Genomic DNA, 17,880 nt, shown 5'->3' on the forward strand with positions numbered 1-17,880 from the left:
CTTCTGATCTCCCGCACCGGAAATCGCATGCGATTCTCGGTGCGGGAGATCAGAAGTGGTGCGGGAGCGACTCAGCCGGCGGACTCGCCGCGCATGAGTGCGCCGAGGGATTCGCGGTCGGTGACGTCCATTTTGATGCAGGCACGGTAGAGGTGGCCTTCCACGGTGCGTACGGAGACGGTGAGGCGGTCCGCGATCTGCCGGTTGGACAGCCCGGCCGCCACAAGGTTGGCGATCTCCCGCTCGCGGGCGGTCAGCGGCAACGGCTGGGCGGCCTGCCGCAGCGCGGGGGTGCTGGCGCCGCCGCAGGCCGCGGCCAGACGATTGGCCGAGGCGGCGGACTCCAGCAGACGGCGCCGGTCGCCCGCGCGCTCGTGCGCGGACGCCGCCTGCGCGGCCGCGTCGGCCGCGGACAACAATGCCCCGATCCGTTCGAATTCGGCTGCGGCAGCATCGAGTCCGGGCCCGTCGTGCGCAGCCAGCGCGACCGCGTGCTTGGCCTGCGCCTGCACCAGCCTGCCGTCCACCCTGGCCGCGAGATCGGCGAGCCTGCCCGCCACGGACTGCTCACCGAAGCGGGCGGCGGCGTGCAGCGCCATGGCCTCGATCGCGTGCTGGTTCGACCGGGCGGCCGCGTCGGCCGCGCTCATCGCCAGCCGGATGGCCGGGGTGACGGTGCCCTCCGCGGCGGCATGCCAGGCCCGCGCGATCTCGAGCTGTGGCTCGTAGACCGCGCTGTGCCTGCCGCCGCGTGCCGTCGCCTCCGCGATGGCCTCGGCCGCCTCGGTGGATCGGCCGAGCGCCGAATACGCCTCGGCCAAACGGATTCTCGCGGGAAACATCCATGCGGCCGCCCCTTCGGCGGCGAGCGCGGCCAACGCCTGTTCCAGGTTCTCGATGGCGTCCGGGAAATGCCCCTGCGCCACGTCGACGGTGCCCTGCAGGATCTTCGACATGCCCCAGGCCAGATACTGGCCGGGCGCCGAGTAGCCGAAATACGCTGTGGCACAATGCCGGGCGGCCTCGAGGTCGCCGGTGAGCAACAGCGCGAGCACCTCGGCGTGCGTCGACATGAACCGGTTGAGCCCGTCGATCTCGCTCTCCACCGCGTGGCCACGGGCCGCGTACTCCAGCGCGGCCGCGCCCTTGCCCATCAGGGTCAGCGCGAGCCCACCGCCGAACGACGCCCACCAGATCGCCCAGGCCGGTGCGCCGTTGAGCGCCATGACCTTCTCCGCCTCGGTGATCGCGATGTCGATCTGGTTCTCGTTGACCGCGCAGGCGGAGGCCAGCCCGTCGAGAATGGCCGCGATCTTCGGGTGCTCGACCTTGCCGCGCACCAGCTTCAGCACCTGGTCGGCCTGATCGGCATCGCCCATGGCCCACAGCAGATTCGCCACCCTGGTGCTACCCCAGCGGGCCAGCTGCACCTCGGTGAGCTGATCCGGGTCGAAGCTGGCCAGTGTGCGTTCGGCCTCGATGCGATGGCCCTGCCACAGCAGCGCCCTGGCGAGCAGGTCGGCCGATTCCACCCCGCCGCGACGTTCCACCGCCGCCCGCGCGAAACGTTCGCCGAGCGGCAGGTTCGCCAGGCCGATGGCGTCTGCGGCGGCCGCCTCGAACAGCTCGAGATCGGCGGATTTGTCGCTGTCCAAAGCCAATTCGGCCAGCCGGATCCGGTCGGCGGCGGAGTTGATCGGCCGCTCCTTGAGCGAGGAATACAGCCGGCCACGCAACCGGCGGGCCGACGCGATCCCCAGCCTGCGCCGGATCACCTCGCCGAACAGCGGATGGTTGTAGCGCACGGACAGCTGGTGCCCGTTCTCGACAACCCGGATGACGCCACGGGTTTCGGCGGATTCCACCGCCTCCTCGCCGGACAGCTCGGACAGCACGTCGAGGTCGATCGGCTCGCAGAAGGTGAGCAGCTCCAGCACATGCAGCACGTCGTCGGGTAGCTGCTCGACCCGATCCTCCAGCAGCGCAGCCAGTTCCGAGGTCACCGCCGCGCGCCCGCGCAGCTGCCAGACACCGTTCACCTGGCGCAGCGAGCCCGCCTCCAGCGCGCCCTCCACCAAATGCCTGAGGAACAACGCGTTTCCGCCGGACGACTCCCACATCAGGTTGGCGGTGAACCCCTCCAGCTGCCCGCCGAGCATCGACTCGACCAGGTCGACGCTCTGCCGCTGGGTGAACGGATTCAGATCGATGCGCAGCAGGTGGCCGTCTTTCCACAGCGAGGTCACCGCGTCGGGCACCGGCACCCCGCTGCGCACGGTGGCCACGATGTGCGCCGCCTTGTCGATGGCCAGCTGCAAGAGCAGCGTCGCGGACAGCTGATCGAGCAGATGCGCGTCGTCGACCCCGATGATGGTGTGCCCGTCCGCGAGCAGCGCCTCCCTGGCCGCGGACATGAACGTCACCGGATCATGCGCCGTATAGACGCCGACCATGTGGGCGAACACCCCGAGCGGAATACTGCGCGCCGATTCGGTGCCCGCCACCCAGCGGATATTGCCGCCGACCGCAGCGGTCGCCTGCCTGGCCAGCGTTGTCTTACCGACACCGGCATCACCGGTGAGCACCGTGCCGACGTGTTCCGTGCCGGTGAGGGCCGCGCGGATCGCCTCGAACTCGGTCACGCGCTCGACCATCGGCCAGTTCCGAGCCATAGCTCTTACTCTAGATGTAACCGATCATGTAACCCACCCATCGAACGACGAACGGCCACAATCATTCAGCGGGGCTATAACTTTCCGGTCTCAGCCGAGCACGTCGTGCCGCACGATGGTCTGATCGCGACCCGGCCCGACGCCGATGCAGGAGATCCGCGCACCGGACAGCTCCTCCAGCCGCAGCACATACGCCTGCGCGTTGGCGGGCAGCTCCTCGAAGGTGCGGGCGCCCGAGATGTCCTCCCACCAGCCCGGCATCTCCTCGTAGATCGGCTTGGCGTGATGGAACCCGGTCTGCGTGGTCGGCATCTGCTCGACCCGCTCGCCGTCTACGTCGTAGGCGACGCAGATCGGCACCGTCTCCAGGCTGGAGAGCACGTCCAGCTTGGTGAGGAAGTAGTCGGTGATTCCGTTGACCCTGGTCGCGTAGCGGGCGATGACCGCGTCGAACCAGCCACAGCGCCGGGCCCGGCCGGTGGTGACGCCGACCTCGCCGCCGGTCTTGGCCAGGTAGGTGCCGAACTCGTCGAACAGCTCGGTCGGGAACGGACCCGAGCCGACCCTGGTGGTGTAGCACTTGAGGATGCCGAGCACCGCGTTGATCTTGTTCGGCCCCACGCCCGCGCCGACCGCCGCGCCGCCCGAGGTCGGGTTGGACGAGGTGACGTACGGGTAGGTGCCGTGGTCGACGTCCAGCAGGGTGCCCTGCGAACCCTCCAGCAGCACGGTCTCGCCGTTCTCCAGGGCGACGTTCAGCTTCAGCCTGGTGTCGGCGATGCGATGCTTGAAGCCCTCGGCCTTGGCCAGCACCTCGTCGACCACCTGCTGCGGGTCGAGCGCGCGCCGGTTGTAGATCTTCACCAGCACCTGGTTCTTGAACTCCAGGGCGGCCTCGACCTTCTGGGTGAGGATCTTCTCGTCCAGCACATCGGCCACCCGGACGCCGACCCGGGCGACCTTGTCCTGGTAGCAGGGGCCGATGCCGCGACCGGTGGTGCCGATCTTGTTATTGCCGAGGAAGCGTTCGGTGACCTTATCGATGGCCACGTGGTACGGCATGATCAGGTGCGCGTCCGCGGACAGCAGCAGACCCGAGGTGTCGACGCCGCGATCCTCCAGCCCGGCCAGCTCCTCGAGCAGCACACCGGGATCGATCACGACGCCGTTGCCGATGACGTTCGTCACGCCGGGGGTGAGGATGCCGGACGGGATGAGATGCAGGGCGAAGTTGTCGCCGTTGGGCAGCACCACGGTGTGGCCCGCGTTGTTGCCACCCTGGTATCGGACCACCCATTGCACCCGGCCACCGAGCAGATCGGTAGCTTTGCCCTTACCCTCGTCGCCCCACTGGGCGCCGATCAGGACGATTGCCGGCATGGTTGTATCTCCTACGGTTCGACGTGCAACGCCCTGAGCGATGGCAGCCGGAAACAGACCGGCGGGGCGCGATGAGCGCCCGCGTTGCAGCTACTGCCGTGTCGAGGCGGTGGCCGGGAGCACAGTCTAGTAGACGCGTCGGCGGCGGCATGGGACCGCATCTCTGCGTAGGCTGATTAGCGGCTCGACACCCTGTGGCCGGGGCCGTGCGGGGCTATGGTTGCAGCCGTCGGGACCGGGCAGGGTTCGGCGGAACTGGCGAAGGGCCCGACGGAGTGTCGGCTCGAACCGAGGAGGGTGTACGGCAGTTTGAGTACCCACGTTCTCCGTTGCGACGGCGCACCGGTACCTATCGCCCTCGCGGCGCTGCCGACCAGTTCGACGGCTGCCGTCCCCGATACCACCGAGATCGACGAATTGCTGCCCGTGCTGGCCGCCGACAGCCTTCCCCGGCTCATCGTGCTCGGCGACGACGCGGCGCTGGCCACCGTGCTCACCCACCTGATGCGCACCGAACGGCTGCACGTGGAGATCGGCTACGTGCCGGTCGAGAAGACCTATGGCTCCCGCGCCTACCAGACGGGCACCGGCAATGCCGCGGCCAAGCGAGCCATCGACGGCAAGGCCACCCCGGTGCCGCTGATCCGCGACGACACCGGCCAGGTGCTGGTCGGCCGGGCCAGGATCACCGGCGTGGCCGACGAGAAGCTGGAGGGCGAGGCCTACGTGGACGACGTGCAACTGTTCTCCGGCAAGGTCACCGCGATGCTGGTCTCGCCGACGCTGCACCAGCCCGGCGTGCGCGCCGCCGCGCCCAAGGGCATGCGCAAGCGCCGCTGGGTCGAGGGCCGGGCCGCCCAGCTCGGCACGCCGGGCGCGGTGGTGACCAGGGACGGCATCCGCACCGAGCGGACGGTGCCCCGGTCGAGCTTCTACCGGCATCACGAGCCCTGGTTGCTGGTCCGATGACCGACCGCTTCTCCGCCGAACGCCGCGCCCGCGCGATCCGGCCGAGCCCGATCTTTCTGCTGGTGGTCGTCCTCACCGCGCTCGGCGGCGGACTGGCCTGGGACGCCGAGGTGGACTCCACCCGGGCCAAGGTCGGCGTGTTCGTGCTCGTGGTGTTCGGCTGGATCATCACGCTGTGCCTGCACGAATTCGCGCACGCGTTCATGGCCTGGCGGGCCGGCGATCGCGAGGTCGAACTGCGCGGGTACCTCACGCTGAATCCGCTGAAGTACAGCCATCCGTTGCTGTCCATCGTGCTGCCGATGGTGTTCATCGCGCTGGGCGGCATCGGGTTGCCCGGCGGCGCGGTTTACGTGCACACGCACAACTTTTCGCCGCGCACGCAGCGGATCATCAGCGGTGCGGGCCCGGCGGTGAACGCGCTGTGCGCGGTGCTGCTGCTGGTGATCGTGCGGGTATTCGGCACCGCGAGTTCGCATCCCGCGCTCTGGTTCGGGCTGAGCTTCCTGGCCTTCTTGCAGATCACGGCGACATTACTGAACCTGATCCCCTTGCCGGGACTGGACGGTTACGGAATTCTCGAACCCTCGCTCAGCTATCAGACGCGACGCGCGCTCGATCAGTTCAAGCCGTTCGGCATGTTGATCCTGTTCGCGCTGCTGTTCACCCCTGCGATCAACCAAGTCTTCTTCGACGCGGTGTACGCATTGTTCGAAGTATCTGGGGTGCCGTCCAATTGGTCACGTTACGGCAGTTTCCTGACCCGTTTCTGGACCTGACCCGGCGCACCGTCGACCGCCCGCGGGACTCGATGATCAATTCGGGCGGAATGGGGTATTCAGCCGTACGAGATCGGTAGTGACCACGATCGTCGTATAGCAGACGTTGGAGCAGGATTTCCATGACCAACACCGCCCCGGCGACGGTTCTGTCCGTCGTGATTCCCGCATTGAACGAAGCGAAAGGCATTGTGCGCACCCTGGACCGCCTCGTCGTCCAGGACGCGATCGACGAGATCATCGTCGTGGACAACGGCAGCGAGGACGGCACCCGGCAGATCGTCCGTGACTACGCGCTCGAACACCCGGCGGTCACCCTCATCGAGGAACCCGAACCCGGCATCCCCGCGGCCCGCAACGCCGGATTCGACCGCGCGCGAGGCGATTTCCTCGCCCGCACGGACGCGGACACCCTGGTCGGGCCGGACTGGGGCGAGATCATCCGGCACACCCTGACCGAGCAGCCGGACACCGCCGCCGTCACCGGCATCACCACCTATCACGACTCGCCGATCGGCTTCTTTCTGAAATTCGGCCTCTACCTACAGGATCGGCGCGGCAAGCTGGGCGGGCCGGTCGGCAACATGCACGGACCCAACATGGCCATCCGCCGCTCCGCGTGGCACGCGGTGCGGGCGGAGACCACCACGCGCTCGGATGTCGCCGAGGATCTGGATCTGGCGTTGTGCCTGACCAAGCGCGGGTTGCGGATCGACCAGCTGAAGAACATGCGCGCGGAGACCTCGGCCCGGCGTCGCCGGACCGGCCCGCGCGATTGGTGGCGCTTCCAGTTGACCGGCCTGCGCACCATCACCGATCAGGGTTACCAGGTGCGGCCGTTCCATCGCGCGGTCATCGTCGGCGCCTGGCTGACCCACACCGTGCAGTGGCCGATCTATCGATTCTGGGACTTCGACCGCCGCCGCTTCACGCTGCGCCCCGCACCCGCCCGGGTCTCCGCGGTCGGCGAGGTCGACGCCACCTGACAGTTGGTGCCCCCAAGCATTGGGGATTCTGTCTGAGTACCAAGACAACTAGGGTCGAGACAGTGATCGGCGCGGGCCGGGCCCGTTCGTGCCGCGCGCCGTTTCCGGACTCAGGGCTGAGTCCGACCCACTCCTCTCGCAAGCCGCGCGTCTGTTCTGGGCAGATAACAGACCCTCCCGGCGGTACTCAGTCATGCCCGAACCCAGATTTGGAGCAGCACCCCGCATGAACACCCCCGATGGGGCGACGGTGTTATCGATCGTCATCCCCGTGTTGAACGAGGCTGCCTGCATCACGCAGACCCTCGACCGCCTCGTCGCGCAGGACTCGATCGACGAGGTCATCGTGGTCGACAACGGCAGCGACGACGGAACCCGCGAACTGGTCAGCGATTACGCCCTCGACCACCCGAAGGTCGAGCTCGTCGACGAACCGCAGCGCGGCGTCGCCCGGGCCCGCAACACCGGATTCGACAAGGCGCGTGGCGATTTCATCGGCCGCACCGACGCCGACTGCCTGGTCGCGGCCGACTGGGGCGCGACCATCCGCGAGCACCTGACCGAGCATCCCGAGGTCGCCGCGGTCACCGGCATCACCACCTACTACGACTCACCGGTCGGCTTCCTGCTGAAATTCGGCTACTACCTGCAGGATCGGCGCGGCAAGCTCGGCGGCCGCGTCGGCAACATGCACGGACCAAACATGGCCATCCGCCGCACCGCCTGGCTGGACGTGCGCGACGACACGGTCACCCGGCCGGACGTGATCGACGACCTCGACCTGGCGCTGTGCCTGACCAAGCGCGGCTTGCCGATCGATCAGCTCATCGATATGCGGGTGCAGACCTCGGCGCGGCGCCGCCGGACCAGTCCGCGGCGCTGGTGGCAGTTCCAGCTGAGCGGCCTGCGCACCATCACCAACCAGGGCTATCTGGTGCTGCCGTTCCACCGGGTCGTCATCGTCGGCGCCTGGCTGGCACACACGGTGCAGTGGCCGATCTATCGATTCTGGGACTTCGACCGGCGGCGCTTCACCCTCCGCCCGGGCCGGGCCAGGATGTTCCCGCTGAGCGAGGCAGCATCCGGGGACTGACGAACGTAGAGCCGCCCGACCGGACCCCGGATCAGGCGGCTCCACTCCTCGCAGCGGGCGAACTGCCCTTAACCCGCCGGCCACCACACCTATGGCCGTTCAGGCAGTTCGCTTGTGTGCGAAGTGGTCGACCGCGACACCCCTCGTTCGATCGCGGTCACCTCTTCAAGGTATGGGCGCGCGCCCCCCGGAACACGAGTAGCGGACTACCCAAAGTTCTCCACGACCGACCCCGCGCCGACGCGAGTAGTCGGTCCGCGGCAGCACTCAGACGAGCCGATCGACCTCGAGCACCGTCTCGTCCCATCGCTGTCCGTAGGACCCGCGCTCGGTGTCCCACAAGGCCTTGAACCAGAGGCCGGTGAATCCGGAATCCTCGAACTCGCGCACGATCTCGTCGGTATAGAAGATATCGCCGTTGTACACCGCCTGCGGGATCTTGAACACGGCCCGAGCCGGAATGCGGTCCGGGCGGAACACGTGAGACTCGACCATCATGATCTCGCCGGACTCGAACCGGGCGATCTCGGACGCCTCCTCGTCCAGTGCGTCCAGGACGTTCACGACGTTCAACACCGCGAGCCGCGAGCCGGAGAATCGTGCGGGCAGCAGCTCACCGAACTCGCCGAGTCCAGGACCGAGGACATCGATCGCCCGGTCCTTCAACAGCAGGGTCGAGGAAAGGCTCCAGGGAAAATCCGACGGTGCCTCGCTGCCCTCCTCCCGTACCGACTCCATCTCCATCGGCTGCCAGGAATCCAGCTTCGGAACGCCGTCGAAACTCAGCCGTTCGTTGTCGTCGTTGTCGACCGGTACCGCCCATTCGAAGCCTGCGCGGGGGGCTCCGACGTAAATCTTCATGCACTCTCCTCAGCCGAGATCAGTCGCCGACACATCCGCTGTGCGGGTCTGGCGATCAGTCTCTACCTAGTGACCGACATGTTCGGCCGGGCGCCGACGCGAGTAGTCAGTCCTCGGGTGTGACGAACGGCTTGGGCACGGTCGGCGGCAGCAGTGCGATCGCGGAGATCCGCTTCACCCCGCAGACCTGCATCAGGTCGACCACGATCGAGCGGGTCTGGGCGAAGACGACGTGGGCCGAAAGTCCGGCGCCCTCAACCAGTTCCGGCCGCGCCTCCTTGGCGACGGTGCGCAGCACGCGGGCGGCCTCGGCCTGGTCGGGCTGCTCGCCGGGATCGGCGAGCATCATCCGGCGCACCACCTCGGTGGCCTGACCGAGCCGTTCGACCTCATCGATCAGGCGCGGGTCGAGTATCTCGTCGTCCTGCACCAGGGTGAGCGAGCGGCGCAGCAGCACCCTGGTGTTGCGCACCGCGTTGTCCAGCGGGTCCGCGGTGGCCTTGATCCGCTCGAGGCGGGCGCGAGAGTTCCAGTACAGCGGGGAGATTCGGCTGATCTCCTTGCCGCCCTCCAGGGTGGCGCGCAGCGAATCCAGTTGCGGTTGCGTCGCACGGACCGCCGCGAGCGCGGCGCGCAGCTTGTCCGGGTCCTGCGCGAGCAGGCCGTCGCCGCACTCGGTGAGCGACTTGCTCATCACCGCAAGGATTTCCGCCGCCTGCTCGCGCGCCCGCCGCACCGGGTGCAGCGGAATCGACGCCACCACAACGACTCCCACCAGACCGCCGACCAGCGCGTCGATCATCCGGGAGAAGCCGCCGCCCGCCGAGGGCGGCAGCAGCGTCGCGACCAGCACCGCCGAGCCGGCGGCCTGCATGGTGATGATCGATCCGCCGTCCAGGAACACCGCCGCCGCCATGGCGACCGCGACCACCAGCGCGATCTGCCACACGCCGGTGCCGGCGCGGGTGATGAACAGGTCGCCGATGCCGATGCCGACGGCCACGCCGACCACCAGCTCCACCGACCGCCGCAGCCGCGCGCCGAACGAGATGCCGATCGACACCACGGCCGCGGTGGGCGCGAAGAACGGCTGCGGGTGGCCGACCAGTTCGCGCGCGATGAACCAGGCCAGGGCCGCGCCCACCGCGCATTGCAGGATCGGCAACGCGGACAGCCGCAGGCGCGCCCAAGAGGCGCGCAGCCGATCCATGCTGCTCGCCCGGGCGACTCCTACCCGCGGCCGGATATTGAGGTCGAGCCCACCCGTCACCCGACTACCACCCCCCACGGAATCACTTCGCGATACTGCTTCACCACGTCTCAGTCGAGGCCGAGCTCAGCAGCGGCCCGCGGGTCGCAGTCTTCGAGCAGATCGAGGCAACGCGCGTACTCCTCGGTCTCACCGATCGCCTTGGCCGCCCGAGCCAGCGCGCCGACGCTGCGCAGGAAGCCCTGATTGGGTTCATGGCTCCACGGCACCGGGCCGAAGCCCTTCCACCCGTTGCGCCGCAGCAGGTCGAGGCCGCGGTGGTAGCCGGTGCGGGCGAACGCGTACGCGGCGACGATGTCGTGATTCACCGGTTCGTCCTGGGCTTCGCCCCTGGTCAGCGCCGCCTCGGCCAGGTAGGCCCAGGCGATCGACGCCGACGGATGGTCGGCCGCGACGCGCACCGGATCGGCCTTGTCGAGCAACGCTTCTTCCGCGTCGGGGATTTCGGGGAGGAGTACCGGTTGCGGGCCGAGCAGATCACCGAACGAGGTCATGGGCTTCATTGTGCACCGATGTCCGATTACCTCCGCATTCACTCCGGACAACGGCGGAACAGTCGCCGCGGCCATGCGCGCTCTGAAGTCGGGCTTCGTCCGGGTGTGCCCGTTAAGCTGGCCGTCGAGTTCAACTGTTCCGCCTGAGCGAGGGGTAGTGCGTGTCCGACCCGAACGACGACAAGAACCCGGCGCGGGAGAGCGCCGGCCCGGCAACCCCGGCCGGTGCCGACGCACGCCCCGACGCCACCACGGAACGTAACCCGGTCGCCGGTTCCGGTCCGGACACCGCCGCGCCCACGCGTCCCGTTCCGGCCGGCCGCGGTTCGTCGGGGAGCGCGGCCGCCAAGGATTCGGCGGACCAAGGCTCGGCGAAGTCCGCCGCGGCGGAGCCCGCGAAGCCGGAGAACGCCGGCGCGGCCGCGTCGAAGAACCCGAACTCGGGCCAGGCTGCCGGGAACCCCGCGGCGGCGGGTGGCGGTGCCGCGGCGCAGCGCCCGAATGCCGGTGCGGCGTCCGCGAATACCCCCGCCGCGACCTCGCCCGCGCCCGGCACCACCGAGCCGGCCGGATCGCCTTCCGGGCAGGCCGCGGGTTCCGGGCAGGCGGTGGAACAACAGCCCGGTTCGGCAGACCCCAATGCCATTCCCAAGGTCAGCGCGCCGGCCCAGCCCGCGAGCCCGTCCGGCGCCCGGCCCGGGTCGGCGGACGCGACGGTGAAGCAGGCGTCACCCGCCGCGAGCGCGAAGCCGGGGACAGACCAGAAGAACGGGCCTGCGGCCGACGCCGAGACCGAGGTGATCAAGCGCGGCAAGCAGCGCGAGTCCGCCGCGGCGGCTCCGGCCGAGTCCGCCCCCTCCGAGCCGAAAGCCGCTGCGGCGCAACCAGGTAAGCCCGTCGACGTGGTGGCCGACATCGCAAAGGGTGGCGCGGCGACCGCGGAGACCGTGGCGATCGCACGCGACACCAAGGACCAGCCCGGCGCGGCGGGCACGAAGCCGCCGACCCCGAGCGCGCCCGACCGGTCCACGCAGCAGTCGAAAACCGCTCCGGCACAACCGAAGACCCCTGCACCGGGCAACGCCGCGAAGACCGAGCCCGACCTCGCTCGCCCCGGCACGCCCGCCGCACCGGCCGCCGGTGCCGCCCAGAGCGGAACTCCCAGTGGCCCGGCCGCAGCCGATGCCAGGACCGAGGCGATCAAGCGCGGCCTGCGCGATCATCAGGCGGCCAAGGCATCCGGCAAGGCCGCACCGGTGAAGTCCACGCCGACCGCGAAGGCGACCACGGAACCGGCCGCGCCCCAGCAGGACAGCACCGCCGAGGAAAGCGCCGCCGCGGCGCCGGGCACCGCGGCGGCGAAATCCGCCTGGTTCGGCGGAGCGAAACCCGGTGCGGCCCAAGACGACGCGTCCGGGCAGCCCGACGCCACCGACACACCGGCGCAGTCGGCGTCGAAGGAGGACGTCCCCGACGGTGATGCGCCGACCACGGTGATGCGGGTGCAGCAGCGCCCCACCCCGGCGGCGGCCGAGGACGCGGCCCCCGAGGCCGACACCGTCAAGATGCAGACCCCGGCCCAGAGCACACCGGCTCCGCCCGGGTCCGAAGACGTGACCATGGCCATGCCGGTGATCAAGCCGGACGACGCGCAGACCGTCGCGCTGCCGGTCCAGCGCCCCGCCGACGCGCCGAAGCCGGCCGGCACCGACCGGGTCACGCCGGGCGCGGGCCGGGTGCCGATCACCAAGCCGCCGACCACGCCGCGCCCCGCCGCCGGTCCGAAACAGCCGGGCCTGCAAGGACCTTCGTCGCCGCCGCAGAGCGGACCGGCCGAGGACGCCCGTCCGGCCCCGCCGCAGCCCGGCCTGCCCCGGCCGGGAACCGCGCCCTCGCCCGCGGACACTCAGCTGACCATGCCCGCGCAGCAACTCGGCGGACCGCGCCCGCCGCAGCCGCGCCCGATCGCCCCGCCGCAGCGGATCACCCCCGCCGCGCAGGCGCCGGTCGACGCGGTCGAACCGGCGGCCGCGCCGGGCCGCTCCAAGCGGTGGCTGCTCGCGCTGGCGGGTGCCGCAGTGGTCGTGGTCGTTCTGATCGGCGTCGCCGTGGCGGTCATGGTCAACTCGACGGACAATTCGCCGGAGACCAAGGTGCGCGCCGCCATCACCGATTACACACAGGCCTTGAAGACCGGTGACCTGAACACCCTGCGCAGCACCACCTGCGGTCCGCTGCACGACTTCTATCAGGGCATCGCGGCGGACCAGTTCGCCGGCGTGCACCAGCTGTCGATGGACCGGCGCACCATCCCGGTGGTGGACGAGGTCGATGCCGTCCGGATCACCGACAAGACCGCGATCGCGCAGGCCACCGTCTACACCGAGGCGGATCCGAACAAGCGCTCGGCGCGCACCTTCGACCTCCAGCAGACCGACAACGGCTGGAAGGTGTGCGACCCGCCGACCAGCGGCCAGTAATACACCGTCGAACGTGAAATAGGCTGCCCGCGCACCGGGCAGCCTATTTCTGTTTCATAGCCATTGCGCATCACCGATACTCGGCGGTAAAAGTGCATTTCGGGCCCGCACATGAAGACCAGGCAAACTCGATAGCAATTCCATATCGATCGACGGTAGCGGTGGTCACACTCAGCTGGTCAACGGTCCGGTTCATTAGTAGCGTGGCCGCATCATGGGCAGGGAACAGACGATGGCGCTCGATATTGATGACGTGCAACAAACGGCGACGCTGGCCGGGCAGCGGTTTCGCGTCCGGGACCACTACGAGGTCGGCCGGGAAAAGATCCGGGAATTCGCGCGGGCGGTGCAGAATCACCACGGCGCGCATCATCAGGAATCCGATGCGCATCGGCTCGGCCACGCCGGGGTGCTCGCGCCGCCGACCTTCGCCTCGGTCATCGGCTCGTCCGGCACCCGCTCGCTGCTCGAATCGGTGCTCACCGAATACGACCTCTCCCAGATCCTGCAGACCGATCAGGTCTTCCAGGCCTACCGGCCGATCCTCGCCGGTGATCGGCTGACCAGCGAGATCCTGATCGAGTCGATCCGCCAGTTCGGCGACAACGATTTCGTCGTGGTCCGCTCCGCCCTGGTCAACCAGCACGGCGAGCTCGCGCTGATCGGCTCCACCACCATCGTGGCGCGCCGCGGCGCCGAGGTGGACCCGGGCCTCACCGACGTGGTGGACAACATCATGATGCACGGCCAGGTGGTCGAATTCCCCACGGCCGACCAAGGATTGGACGACAGCTCGGCGCTGATCCCGCTCGGCCTCGGCGACCTGCCCGCCCCGGCCGCGGATCGCGCGATCGCGCCGGTGCACACGCTGCCCGACTTCGATCAGCTCTCGGTCGGCGATCAGCTGCCCGCCGGTTCGTTCCGGCTGGCCCGCGGCGACCTGGCCAATTACGCCGGAGTCTCCGGCGACGCCAACCCCATTCACTTCAGCGACCACGCCGCCCAGCTGGTCGGCCTGCCGACCGTGGTCGCACACGGCATGCTCACCATGGGCCTGGCCGGCGGCTACCTGACCGACTGGCTCGGCGATCCGACCGCGATCGAGAAGTTCAGCGTGCGGTTCTCCGGCTTCGTCCCGGTGGCGGCGAACGCGGCCAGCACGGTCGACTTCACCGGCCGGATCAAGTCGCTGGATCAGGGCACCCGCACCGCGACCGTGGTGCTCGGCGGCACCTCGGAGGGCCGAAAGTTGTTCGGCCGGGCCATCGCCGAGGTCCGGCTGACCTGAGTTCGCGGTTTCACAGGTAATCCACACCCCACGGCGCCGCGATTTCGGCGCAGGATGGATACCGTGAGCAACTCAGTACTGCGCCGCGTGACCCCGGCGATCGGCGCCGCCTGTCTCGTGGCCGGCGCCCTCGCCCTGGTGCCGCCGGCCGCCACCGCCGCCCCCGCCACCGTCATCAGCAGCCCCAACGATTCGTGGCCGACACCGGACCGCGACGGCAAGGGCGACGACGATCGGAAGAAGCGCTCGGCAAGGATCTACACCGACTGCGATCAGGTGCGCGCCGAGGGCGCCGGGACGATCTACCGCGGCGACCCGCGCTTCAATTCGTTCCTCGACCAGGACGGCGACGGCATCGCCTGCAACGGCTGACCGAAGCCGGGCGCTACTGCACGGCCAGGAAGATCAACATCGTTGCCCCGATCCGGATCTGGTCGCCGTCGGCGAGCAGCGCGCCGTTCTCGATCGGGTCGTCGTTGACGTAGACGCCGTTGGCCGAGTGCAGGTCCTTGATCAGCAGCCCGGCCCGGCTCGGCATGATGTGCGCGTGGTACCGGCTGGCCTTCGGGTCGTCGAGCACCAGATCGTTGTCGGTCATCCGGCCGATCCGCAAGCCGCCCTGGGCGATCGGGACCACCCGGCCGTCCGGCATGCGCAACTTGCCGCTGCGCACCGTGCTCGGCGCCTCGGTGACCGTCTCGGTCATCGCCGCGGCCATCCGTTCCACCTGCCGGTGTTCGGCCGCGCCGAGCGGTTCCTGGCGCAGCACCCGATGTTCGAGCTCGATCAGCGCCGGGCCCGGATCGATGCCGAGCTCGTCGGCGAGCACGGCCCGCACCCGGCGGCACGCGTCCAGCGCGTCGGCCTGCCGGCCGGAAAGGTAGAGCGCGGTGATCAATTGGCCCCACAGCGGCTCGCGCAGCGGATGCTCGCCGGTCATCGCGACCAGCTCGCCGATCACCGAGGCGGCGCGGCCCAGCGCGATTTCGGCATCGATCCGGGCGGAGGCGACGGCGAGCCGTTCCTCGTCCATCGCGGTGGCGAAGCCGTCGGCGAACTGCAGGCCGCTCAGATCGGCCAGCGCGCGGCCGCTCCATTCGCGCAGCGCGGCACCGAAAAGCTGTGCGGCACCGGCGTGGTCGCCGAGCGCGGCGGCCCGGCTACCGGCCTCCCTGGTCGCCTCGAAGCGGCCGAGATCGCAGGCGGTCTCGGCCACCTCGAGGCGATAGCCGGAGGATTCGGTGCGCAGCACCGTCGCCGGATCCACGCCCGAATTACGCAGCGCCTTGCGGATATTCGAGACGAACACCTGCAGGCTGGCGGCGTAGGAGTCGGGCGGATCCTCGTTCCACACCATGTCGGCCAGCGCGGCCGACGACACGGCGCGCCGCCGATTCACGGTGAGCGCGGCCAACAGAGCCCGCGGCTTGGGCCCGCCGACCGCCACCGGCTCACCGCCGACGAGCAACCGGACGGGCCCGAGCACGCGCACATCCAGACACATGAGCTGTCGAGCCCCCGGTGGGTTGATGAGTGGGTCAGGCGCTGATCGACCTTCCCGCGGACTTCAGATCATTGCATGCCTCGGTGACACGTGCCGCCATCGAGGTTTCGGCCTTCTTCAGGTAGCTGCGCGGGTCGTAGACCTTCTTGTTGCCGACCTCGCCGTCGATCTTCAGCACGCCGTCGTAGTTGGTGAACATGTGCCCGCTGATCGGCCGGGTGAACGCGTACTGGGTGTCGGTGTCGACGTTCATCTTCACCACGCCGTAGCGCAGCGAATCCTCGATCTCCGACTTCAGCGAGCCGGAACCACCGTGGAAGACGAAGTCGAACGGCTGCGCGTCCTGGCTCAGGCCGAGCTTGGCCGCGGCCACCCGCTGCCCCTCGGCCAGCACCTCGGGCTTGAGCTTCACGTTGCCCGGCTTGTAGACGCCGTGCACGTTGCCGAAGGTCGCGGCGAGCAGGTACTTGCCGTTCTCGCCCGCGCCGAGCGCGTCGATGGTCTTCTCGAAGTCCTCGGGCGAGGTGTAGAGCTTGTCGTTGATCTCGGCCTCGACGCCGTCCTCTTCGCCGCCGACGACACCGATCTCGACCTCGAGGATGATGTTCGCCTGGGCGCACGCCTTCAGCAGTTCCTTGGCGATTTCCAGGTTCTCGTCGATCGGGATCGCGGAACCGTCCCACATGTGCGACTGGAACAGCGGCGCCTGACCCTTGGTCACCCGCTCCTGCGAAATGGCGATCAGCGGCCGGACGAATCCGTCCAGCTTGTCCTTCGGGCAGTGGTCGGTGTGCAGCGCGATGGTGATGTCGTACTTCGCGGCGACCACGTGCGCGAACTCGGCCAGCGCGACCGAACCGGTCACCATGTCCTTCACGCCCAGGCCGGAGCCGAATTCCGCACCGCCGGTGGAGAACTGGATGATGCCGTCGCTGCCCGCGTCGGCAAAGCCCTTGATGGCCGCGTTGATCGTCTCCGAGGACGTGCAGTTGATCGCGGGAAAGGCGAAGGAGTGCGCTTTGGCCCGACCGAGCATCTCGGCGTAGACCTCCGGAGTCGCGATGGGCACAGTAAGACCTCCGTGATTGTTGCGGCAAAGACCTATTTTGTCAGCCACCACACTAGGACAGCGGTGTTTCGCCTGGTATCCAGGGAGGGCGGTGCCGGGACGCGCGGAGTGACCAGCCGGTTGTCCGCGCGGAACCAGCAGGTGACCGCTGGGTAGTTTCGCGCACAGCACGGGGTTTCTCAGCTGAACCCGGTACTGTGGGGCCGGTAATTACGCTGGCAGCTTCCCGATGCGACGGCAAGCGATCAGGCCGGCCGTATCCAGAACAGGAGACCGCGTGATTCTGCTGGCAGCGACAGAATCGGTGACGAGCAATCTCGCTCTCAAAGAGTTGCTCGACCCGATGCACCTGCTCACGGAGACGTGGCTCAAGAACGCGGTGCTCCCGGCCATCCTGGTGATCGTCTTCATCGAGACCGGCCTGCTGTTCCCGATCCTGCCCGGCGATTCGCTGCTGTTCACCGGTGGCCTGCTCGCCGCGCAGACGAATCCGCCGGTGTCGATCTGGCTGCTGCTGCCCGCCGTGATCGCGATCGCCTTCGCCGGCGACCAGAGCGGCTATTGGATCGGCAGGGCGATCGGGCCCGCGCTGTTCCACAAGGAGGACACCCGGTTCTTCAAGAAGCACTACGTGACCGAGACGCACGAGTTCTTCGAGAAGCACGGGCCCAAGACCATCATCCTGGCCCGGTTCGTGCCGATCGTGCGCACCTTCATGCCGGTGCTCGCCGGGGTGTCCAAGATGGACTACCGCAAGTTCGTCGCGTTCGACATCGTCGGCGCCATCCTGTGGGGCGGCGGCGTGACGGTGCTCGGCTACTTCCTCGGCAATGTCGCCTTCATCCGCGACCACGTCGAGGCGATCTTCCTGCTCATCGTGCTGATCTCGATCCTGCCCGGCATCTTCGCGGTGGCGAAGAAGCTGCTCAATCGTGGCGCGGAGCCGGCGGCCCGGCAAGCAGCCGAGCTGACCGTCTCGACGAACGAGCCGACCCGCTGAGCTCGTGATCGCGGCGTCCTCGCCCCTAGCAGTGG

15 protein-coding genes are annotated in these 17,880 nt (G+C 68.9%); 8 read left to right on the top strand and 7 right to left on the bottom strand.

The genetic code is table 11. The annotated features are described in order from the left end of the window. Positions 1–71: 71 nt before the first annotated feature. Positions 72–2,672: a LuxR C-terminal-related transcriptional regulator gene (locus ACFQ9K_RS11365; RefSeq protein WP_378724754.1), complete on the bottom strand. Its 2,601-nt coding sequence runs from the start codon at positions 2,670–2,672 to the stop codon at positions 72–74. A gap of 90 nt (positions 2,673–2,762) precedes the next feature. Further along, positions 2,763–4,052 carry an adenylosuccinate synthase gene (locus tag ACFQ9K_RS11370; protein ID WP_378724756.1) on the bottom strand — a complete coding sequence of 430 codons (1,290 nt, stop codon included), beginning with the start codon at positions 4,050–4,052 and terminating at the stop codon, positions 2,763–2,765. Between the two features lie 309 nt (positions 4,053–4,361). Between ACFQ9K_RS11370 and ACFQ9K_RS11375 the strand changes: the two genes are divergently transcribed. From ACFQ9K_RS11375 to ACFQ9K_RS11390, 4 genes are all read left to right on the top strand, one after another. Further along, complete coding sequence (locus ACFQ9K_RS11375) at positions 4,362–5,021, top strand: hypothetical protein (RefSeq protein ID WP_378724759.1); 660 nt, start codon at positions 4,362–4,364, stop codon at positions 5,019–5,021. Continuing rightward, positions 5,018–5,800, top strand: a complete 783-nt coding sequence (locus tag ACFQ9K_RS11380) for a site-2 protease family protein (RefSeq protein ID WP_378724761.1) — start codon at positions 5,018–5,020, stop codon at positions 5,798–5,800. The genes ACFQ9K_RS11375 and ACFQ9K_RS11380 overlap by 4 nt, the downstream gene beginning before the upstream one ends. Positions 5,801–5,922: 122 nt before the next feature. Continuing rightward, a complete protein-coding gene (locus ACFQ9K_RS11385; RefSeq protein WP_378724763.1) occupies positions 5,923–6,786 on the top strand; it encodes a glycosyltransferase in 864 nt (287 codons plus the stop codon). A 226-nt stretch (positions 6,787–7,012) separates the two neighbouring features. After that, complete coding sequence (locus tag ACFQ9K_RS11390) at positions 7,013–7,879, top strand: glycosyltransferase family 2 protein (RefSeq protein ID WP_378724765.1); 867 nt, start codon at positions 7,013–7,015, stop codon at positions 7,877–7,879. A 267-nt stretch (positions 7,880–8,146) separates the two neighbouring features. Here the strand turns inward: ACFQ9K_RS11390 and ACFQ9K_RS11395 are convergent, their stop codons facing one another. From ACFQ9K_RS11395 to ACFQ9K_RS11405, 3 genes are all read right to left on the bottom strand, one after another. After that, a complete protein-coding gene (locus ACFQ9K_RS11395; RefSeq protein WP_378724767.1) occupies positions 8,147–8,740 on the bottom strand; it encodes an imm11 family protein in 594 nt (197 codons plus the stop codon). Positions 8,741–8,846: 106 nt separating this feature from the next. Continuing rightward, entirely contained in the window at positions 8,847–9,950 is a 1,104-nt protein-coding gene (locus ACFQ9K_RS11400; RefSeq protein ID WP_378724771.1) for an aromatic acid exporter family protein, read from the bottom strand. Positions 9,951–10,060: 110 nt separating this feature from the next. Next, positions 10,061–10,504, bottom strand: a complete 444-nt coding sequence (locus ACFQ9K_RS11405) for a DUF3151 domain-containing protein (RefSeq protein ID WP_378724769.1) — start codon at positions 10,502–10,504, stop codon at positions 10,061–10,063. Between the two features lie 161 nt (positions 10,505–10,665). On the opposite strand from ACFQ9K_RS11405, the gene ACFQ9K_RS11410 reads away from it, so the two are divergent. From ACFQ9K_RS11410 to ACFQ9K_RS11420, 3 genes are all read left to right on the top strand, one after another. Further along, entirely contained in the window at positions 10,666–12,984 is a 2,319-nt protein-coding gene (locus ACFQ9K_RS11410) for a hypothetical protein (RefSeq protein ID WP_378983135.1), read from the top strand. A gap of 214 nt (positions 12,985–13,198) precedes the next feature. Beyond that, complete coding sequence (locus tag ACFQ9K_RS11415) at positions 13,199–14,272, top strand: fused (3R)-hydroxyacyl-ACP dehydratase subunits HadA/HadB (protein ID WP_378723973.1); 1,074 nt, start codon at positions 13,199–13,201, stop codon at positions 14,270–14,272. A 63-nt stretch (positions 14,273–14,335) separates the two neighbouring features. After that, positions 14,336–14,644 (top strand): excalibur calcium-binding domain-containing protein, encoded by a 309-nt coding sequence (locus ACFQ9K_RS11420; protein ID WP_378723970.1) that lies wholly within the window; start codon positions 14,336–14,338, stop codon positions 14,642–14,644. A gap of 13 nt (positions 14,645–14,657) precedes the next feature. Here ACFQ9K_RS11420 and ACFQ9K_RS11425 read toward each other — a convergent pair whose 3' ends face one another. Both ACFQ9K_RS11425 and fbaA read right to left on the bottom strand, forming a co-directional pair. Next, entirely contained in the window at positions 14,658–15,776 is a 1,119-nt protein-coding gene (locus tag ACFQ9K_RS11425; RefSeq protein WP_378723967.1) for a BTAD domain-containing putative transcriptional regulator, read from the bottom strand. 34 nt (positions 15,777–15,810) lie between these two features. Further along, positions 15,811–16,845 carry a class II fructose-bisphosphate aldolase gene (fbaA, locus tag ACFQ9K_RS11430; protein ID WP_378723964.1) on the bottom strand — a complete coding sequence of 345 codons (1,035 nt, stop codon included), beginning with the start codon at positions 16,843–16,845 and terminating at the stop codon, positions 15,811–15,813. Positions 16,846–17,188: 343 nt separating this feature from the next. On the opposite strand from fbaA, the gene ACFQ9K_RS11435 reads away from it, so the two are divergent. Next, a complete protein-coding gene (locus ACFQ9K_RS11435) occupies positions 17,189–17,845 on the top strand; it encodes a DedA family protein (protein WP_378723981.1) in 657 nt (218 codons plus the stop codon). Positions 17,846–17,880: the final 35 nt, after the last annotated feature.

Source organism: Nocardia sp. NPDC056564 (genome assembly GCF_042793755.1).
GTDB lineage: Bacteria > Actinomycetota > Actinomycetes > Mycobacteriales > Mycobacteriaceae > Nocardia.

Bases quoted from the DNA above. Each gene is read 5' to 3' on its own strand.
- ACFQ9K_RS11425 (WP_378723967.1), bottom strand. From the start codon at position 15,776: ATGTGTCTGGATGTGCGCGTGCTCGGGCCCGTCCGGTTGCTCGTCGGC.
- ACFQ9K_RS11395 (WP_378724767.1), bottom strand. From the start codon at position 8,740: ATGAAGATTTACGTCGGAGCCCCCCGCGCAGGCTTCGAATGGGCGGTA.
- ACFQ9K_RS11385 (WP_378724763.1), top strand. From the start codon at position 5,923: ATGACCAACACCGCCCCGGCGACGGTTCTGTCCGTCGTGATTCCCGCA.
- ACFQ9K_RS11400 (WP_378724771.1), bottom strand. From the start codon at position 9,950: ATGGATCGGCTGCGCGCCTCTTGGGCGCGCCTGCGGCTGTCCGCGTTG.
- ACFQ9K_RS11365 (WP_378724754.1), bottom strand. From the start codon at position 2,672: ATGGCTCGGAACTGGCCGATGGTCGAGCGCGTGACCGAGTTCGAGGCG.
- ACFQ9K_RS11405 (WP_378724769.1), bottom strand. From the start codon at position 10,504: ATGACCTCGTTCGGTGATCTGCTCGGCCCGCAACCGGTACTCCTCCCC.
- ACFQ9K_RS11380 (WP_378724761.1), top strand. From the start codon at position 5,018: ATGACCGACCGCTTCTCCGCCGAACGCCGCGCCCGCGCGATCCGGCCG.
- ACFQ9K_RS11370 (WP_378724756.1), bottom strand. From the start codon at position 4,052: ATGCCGGCAATCGTCCTGATCGGCGCCCAGTGGGGCGACGAGGGTAAG.
- ACFQ9K_RS11415 (WP_378723973.1), top strand. From the start codon at position 13,199: ATGGGCAGGGAACAGACGATGGCGCTCGATATTGATGACGTGCAACAA.
- ACFQ9K_RS11390 (WP_378724765.1), top strand. From the start codon at position 7,013: ATGAACACCCCCGATGGGGCGACGGTGTTATCGATCGTCATCCCCGTG.
- ACFQ9K_RS11435 (WP_378723981.1), top strand. From the start codon at position 17,189: ATGCACCTGCTCACGGAGACGTGGCTCAAGAACGCGGTGCTCCCGGCC.